The sequence below is a fragment of the uncultured Neisseria sp. genome, from assembly GCF_951230505.1.
Lineage (GTDB): Bacteria > Pseudomonadota > Gammaproteobacteria > Burkholderiales > Neisseriaceae > Neisseria.
The window spans coordinates 1-5,310 of record NZ_CATNVN010000128.1 but is presented as its reverse complement, the minus strand read 5'-3'; the positions used below and the strand labels follow the sequence as shown (position 1 = coordinate 5,310).

The following is a 5,310-nucleotide window of genomic DNA, read 5'->3' as shown; positions in this document are numbered from 1 at the left end:
CGATGAAGTCAGGCATGCTGACTTCCAACGAGCCGGGTCTTTACCGTCCGGGCAAATGGGGTATCCGTATTGAAAGTCTGGTAATCAACCGTCCGGTTGAAAACCCTGAGGAAACCGAGTTCGGCAAATTCCTGTATTTTGAAACTGTTACTCTTTGCCCAATTGATACGCGCCTGATTGATACCAAACTGATGACCGGTAGCGAAATCGAATGGCTGAACCAATATCACGCCGAAGTGCGCCGCCGTCTTGAGCCTTTGACAGAAGGCGCGGCCAAAGCATGGCTGATTGAACGCACCGAACCTTTGGTGCGTTAACGTGAAAGGCCGTCTGAAACGGCGGATACAAAGTTTCAGACGGCCTTATAACAACAATTATCTAAAAACTAAAAAAACCTTACCCGACTCCGAATAAAAACAATAACCCGGTCGGAATATAGAGCGAAACCGGCGCGGCGACGTTACAGATGCCTGCTGCCATTCATCCGATTTCCGCTTCAGGTCAGCTTTGTTTTCACGAGTCCGGTATGTTCAGACAGGACAGCCTGATTATGTTGAAATTCATCATCAAACGGATATGTGCTTCCATCCCGACCATGCTGGTGTTGATTACCGTATCGTTTTTCCTGATGCGGCTCGCACCGGGCAGCCCGTTCACAGGCGAACGCAATCTGCCGCCTGCGGTCATGGCCAACATTGAAGCCAAATACCACCTCAATGATCCGATGTACCTCCAATATTTCCACTACCTCAAGCAGTTGGCACAGGGGGATTTGGGGCCGTCGTTCAAATATAAAGATTTCAGCGTTAATGAGTTGCTTGCCCAATCCCTGCCGGTATCGGCAGAACTTGGCTTCTACGCCTTTTTGATTGCCGCTATCTTCGGCATGTTTATCGGCATTATCGCCGCCTTAAAACAAAACAGCTGGCTGGATTATGCGCTGATGAGCGGCGCGATGACCGGTATCGTCGTTCCCAGTTTTGTGATGGCGCCGGTATTGGTGCTGGTGTTTGCCGTCAGACTGCAATGGCTGCCTGCGGGCGGTTGGAACGATGGCGCACTGATGAACTTGATTTTGCCCGTCGTTACTTTGTCCATCGGTTATGTATCCAGTATCGCGCGGATTACGCGTGGCGCGATGATTGAAGTATTGAACAGCCCCTTTATCCGCACGGCACGCGCCAAAGGCCTGCCCATGAGCCGCATCATCCTGCGCCATGCGCTGCGCCCAGCTATGCTGCCGATTGTTTCTTTCTTAGGCCCGGCATTCGTCGGCATCATCACCGGCTCCATTGTGATTGAAAACGTGTTCGGTATTCCCGGTGTCGGACAATTGTTTGTCAACGGCGCGCTTAACCGTGACTACGGCATGATTTTGGGTTTGACAATTTTGGTAGGCATTATGACTATTTTGTTCAATGCCATCCTCGATATTCTGTATGCCATTATTGACCCGAAAATCCGTTATTAATCCCATTTGCGCAAAGGCCGTCTGAAACGTTCAGACGGCCTGAAGAAAGAATAAAAAGCGAGAGAGAACATTATGTTATTCAAAAAGAAGCAGACTCAGGCCCTTGCAGAGGCAGCAGAATACGCCCAAGTGCACGGCAAAAGCCTGTGGAGCGACGCATGGCGGCGTTTTAAACAGAACAAAGCGGCAGTGTACAGCATTATCATCCTGTTGCTGATCAGCATTTTTGTGATTGTGGCGCCATGGATTGTCCGCTACACCTACGACTTTACCGACTGGGACAATATGCAGATTCCGCCGTCCTTTTCTACCCATCACTATCTGGGTACGGACTTGCTTGGCCGCGATTTGCTGTCGCGTGCGGCAACCGGCGGACGTATTTCCTTGCTGGTTGGTGTGGCCGGCGCATTGGTGGCGGTTGTCATCGGTACGCTTTATGGCGCGATTGCCGGCTTTATCGGCGGTAAGCTCGATTCGCTGATGATGCGCTTTTTGGAAATTTTGAACGCGTTTCCGTTTATGTTTTTTGTCATTCTGCTGACCACGTTCTTTGGCCGCAATCTGCTTTTGATTTTTGCTGCCGTAGGTTTGGTGTCTTGGCTGGACGTGGCGCGTATCGTGCGCGGTCAAACCTTGAGCTTGAAGCATAAAGAGTTTGTCGAAGCGGCGCGTGTGAGCGGCGTGGCAAAACGTAAAATCGTAACGCGCCACATTATTCCGAATGTTTTGGGCGTGGTGATGGTGTATGCGTCTTTGCTGGTACCGGGCATGATTATGTTTGAATCCTTCTTGAGCTTCTTGGGCTTGGGTGTACAAGAGCCGATGACCAGTTGGGGTTCGATGTTGCAAGAAGGCGCGATTTCTATGGAAGCCGCACCTTGGCAGCTGCTCGTGCCGAGTTTCTTCTTGGTAACCACTTTGTTCTGTTTCAACTTTATCGGCGACGGCCTGCGCGATGCGCTTGACCCGAAAGACCGCTAAACCACAACCAAAAGGATAATCAAAATGACAAAACAGTTACTGGTTGTAGAAAATCTGGACATCAATTTTGAATTGCATGAAAAAACCGTTCATGCCGTGCGTAATGTCAGCTTTAAAGTGGCAGAAGGCGAAACATTGGCTTTGGTCGGCGAGTCCGGCTCAGGCAAGTCTGTAACCTCTATGTCCGTTATGCGCCTGTTGCCTGAGAAATTTGCCCGATACAGCAAAGATTCGCGCATTACTTTTGACGGCATTTCCATTTTGGATGCCGATGAGAAAACCCTGCGTGATTTGCGCGGCAACCGCATCAGCGTGATTTTTCAAGAGCCGATGACTTCGCTTAATCCGTTTATGCGTATCGGTGCGCAGCTGATTGAAGCGGCGCGTGTGCACAATAAAAAGCTCGGCAAAAAAGAAGCAGGACAAAAAGCATTGGCATTGCTGGAACGTGTGGGCATCAAAGAAGCCGAGCGCCGCATGAAACAATATCCGCACGAGTTTTCCGGCGGTCAGCTGCAACGTATTATGATTGCTATGGCGCTTATTAATGAACCTGACCTGCTGATTGCCGATGAGCCGACCACCGCTTTGGATGTGACCATTCAAGCCGAGATTCTCGATTTGCTCCATGATTTGCAACAGCAAATGGGCATGGCGATTATCTTCATTACCCACGATTTGGGTTTGGCGGAACACTATTCCAAAACCGTCTGCGTCATGCGTAACGGCGAAATTGTTGAGCGCGGCAAAATCAAAGAAGTATTTGCCCATCCGAAGCACGAATATACCGCCGAACTCATCAATGCCATTCCCAAAGGCATGAAAGAGCCGGAAGAAAACAACGCCGGTGTGTTAATCGATGCCGATAATGTCAATGTTTCTTTCGTATTGAAGCAAAACTTTTTCGGCAAGCCGCTCAAAACTTTTGATGCCGTCAAAGGTATCAGCCTCAAAATTAAAGAAGGCGAAACATTGGGCGTTGTCGGCGAGTCCGGTTCCGGCAAATCCACGCTGGGCAAAGCCGTCATGCAGATGCTGCCTTATACAGGGCATATCTCCTTTGAAGGCAAAGACCTGAAAAACTATACCGCCGAAGAAGCACGCCGTCTGAAATCGCAACGGCAAATTGTGTTCCAAGACCCGTTCGGTTCGCTTTCTCCGCGTTTGACCGTTGGCGAAATTATTGGCGAAGGTTTGACGGTTCATCATCCTGAAATGACCAAAAAAGAACGTATCCAGCGCGTTTTGGAAGTCATGAAGGAAGTATCCCTGCCGCTTGATGCGCTCAACCGTTATCCGCACGAATTTTCCGGCGGCCAGCGTCAGCGTATCGCTATTGCACGCGCCGTTATCCTGCGCCCGAAATTCATTCTTTTGGACGAGCCGACCTCTGCACTTGACCGCTCCGTGCAATCCAAAGTGGTCGAACTTTTGCGCGATTTGCAGAAGAAATACGGTCTGACTTATATGTTCATCAGTCATGATTTGTCTGTCGTGCGCGCCGTCAGCGACAACGTGATTGTGATGAAGCAGGGCGAAATGGTTGAGTACGGCAGCGCGGATCAGATTTTCCACCATCCGCAAAACGATTACACCAAACGTTTGATTAACGCCGCATTTGATTTGTAGAAAAAGCAAAGGCCGTCTGAAGTAGTTTTCAGACGGCCTTTGGTTTTGTATTTGGTTATAAACAGGGAAGGGGTACTTGGATAGGTATAAAGTTTAAAAGGCCGTCTGAAACCGGATAGGGAAGTTTCAGACGGCCTTTTGTTTATCGATAATGTTGACTTGTCAACATAAACTTAAATTTCAAAAGGAAAAAAATAAAAAAGACTTGAATCAATCAAGCCTTTATATCCTTATCAAGAATGGCGGAAGCGGTGAGATTCGAACTCACGGAGGGCTATCAACCCTCGACGGTTTTCAAGACCGTTGCATTAAACCGCTCTGCCACGCTTCCATTCTTGAAGCCGTAATATTAATGGAACTTACGGCCTTTGCCAAGAGGTATTTTAGAAAAAATATCTAGGATTCTGTTTTTATTTAGATTGTTCTTCACGCATGAATACCCATTCGGCTTCGTTTGAAGCTGCTTCATTGAATGAATAGCCTTCGTAGTCGAAATTTTTGAGCATTTCAGGATCGGTAATGCCGTGTTCTGCCGCGTAGCGCACCATCAAACCGCGCGCACGTTTGGCGTAGAAGCTGATGATTTTGTATTTGCCGTTTTTCTCGTCTTTAAAAATCGGCGTAATCAGGCGTGCGTTTAGTTTTTTGGTGTTGACGGATTTGAAATATTCTTGTGAGGCGAGGTTGATTAAGACATTGCTGTCGGCCTGCTCCAGTGTTTGGTTGAGCAGGTCGGTGATTTTATCGCCCCAAAATTCGTAGAGGTTTTTGCCGCGCGAGTTGGCAAAGGCTGTGCCCATTTCCAAGCGGTAGGGCTGCATCAAGTCGAGCGGGCGCAGTACGCCGTATAAGCCGGAGAGCAGGCGGACGTGTTGTTGCAGGTAGTCGATTTGTTCCGGTTTGAGCGTATTGGCGGCGATGCCTTCATAGACGTCGCCGTTGAACATAAATACGGCCTGTTTGGCGTTTTCAGGCGTAAATGGCGTGTGCCATACGGCATTGCGTTCGGCGTTGAGCAGGGCGATTTTGTCGGAAACATGCATCAGCTCGGCGATTTGTTGAGGGGCAAGCTGGCGCAACTCCTGCATTAGGATTTCTGCTTCAGGCAGAAGGTCGGGCAGGGTAAAGCTGCTGACGGGGGAGGGGTCTTTTTCGTTGAGGTTTTTGGCTGGGGATAAGACAAAAAACATAATAATTTCGGCTTTGAAATGAATAATGTGTGGGATTGT

General features: G+C 48.9%; 5 protein-coding genes and 1 tRNA gene. 4 read left to right on the top strand and 2 right to left on the bottom strand.

Translation table 11 applies throughout. The features are described from left to right. The 4 genes from Q1M25_RS07885 to Q1M25_RS07870 form a co-directional block, all read left to right on the top strand. Window positions 1-317 (top strand): M24 family metallopeptidase C-terminal domain-containing protein (locus Q1M25_RS07885; RefSeq protein WP_300483680.1); only part of this gene is annotated, 317 nt, incomplete at its 5' end. 233 nt (window positions 318-550) lie between these two features. Further along, complete coding sequence (gene oppB / locus Q1M25_RS07880) at window positions 551-1,471, top strand: oligopeptide ABC transporter permease OppB (RefSeq protein ID WP_036490316.1); 921 nt, start codon at window positions 551-553, stop codon at window positions 1,469-1,471. 72 nt (window positions 1,472-1,543) lie between these two features. Further along, window positions 1,544-2,452, top strand: coding sequence for an oligopeptide ABC transporter permease OppC (gene oppC, locus Q1M25_RS07875; protein WP_003683112.1), 909 nt, complete (start codon window positions 1,544-1,546; stop codon window positions 2,450-2,452). Between the two features lie 24 nt (window positions 2,453-2,476). Next, window positions 2,477-4,081: an ABC transporter ATP-binding protein gene (locus Q1M25_RS07870; protein ID WP_300483677.1), complete on the top strand. Its 1,605-nt coding sequence runs from the start codon at window positions 2,477-2,479 to the stop codon at window positions 4,079-4,081. A gap of 240 nt (window positions 4,082-4,321) precedes the next feature. Here Q1M25_RS07870 and Q1M25_RS07865 read toward each other — a convergent pair. Together Q1M25_RS07865 and yaaA are read right to left on the bottom strand one after the other, a co-directional pair. After that, window positions 4,322-4,412: transfer RNA gene (locus tag Q1M25_RS07865), tRNA-Ser, on the bottom strand. A 79-nt stretch (window positions 4,413-4,491) separates the two neighbouring features. Next, window positions 4,492-5,271: a peroxide stress protein YaaA gene (gene yaaA, locus Q1M25_RS07860; protein ID WP_300483682.1), complete on the bottom strand. Its 780-nt coding sequence runs from the start codon at window positions 5,269-5,271 to the stop codon at window positions 4,492-4,494. Window positions 5,272-5,310 lie beyond the last annotated feature (39 nt).

Excerpts from the sequence above, each read along its gene's own strand:
- oppC (WP_003683112.1), top strand. The coding sequence starts at position 1,544 with ATGTTATTCAAAAAGAAGCAGACTCAGGCCCTTGCAGAGGCAGCAGAA.
- Q1M25_RS07870 (WP_300483677.1), top strand. The coding sequence starts at position 2,477 with ATGACAAAACAGTTACTGGTTGTAGAAAATCTGGACATCAATTTTGAA.
- yaaA (WP_300483682.1), bottom strand. The coding sequence starts at position 5,271 with ATGTTTTTTGTCTTATCCCCAGCCAAAAACCTCAACGAAAAAGACCCC.
- oppB (WP_036490316.1), top strand. The coding sequence starts at position 551 with ATGTTGAAATTCATCATCAAACGGATATGTGCTTCCATCCCGACCATG.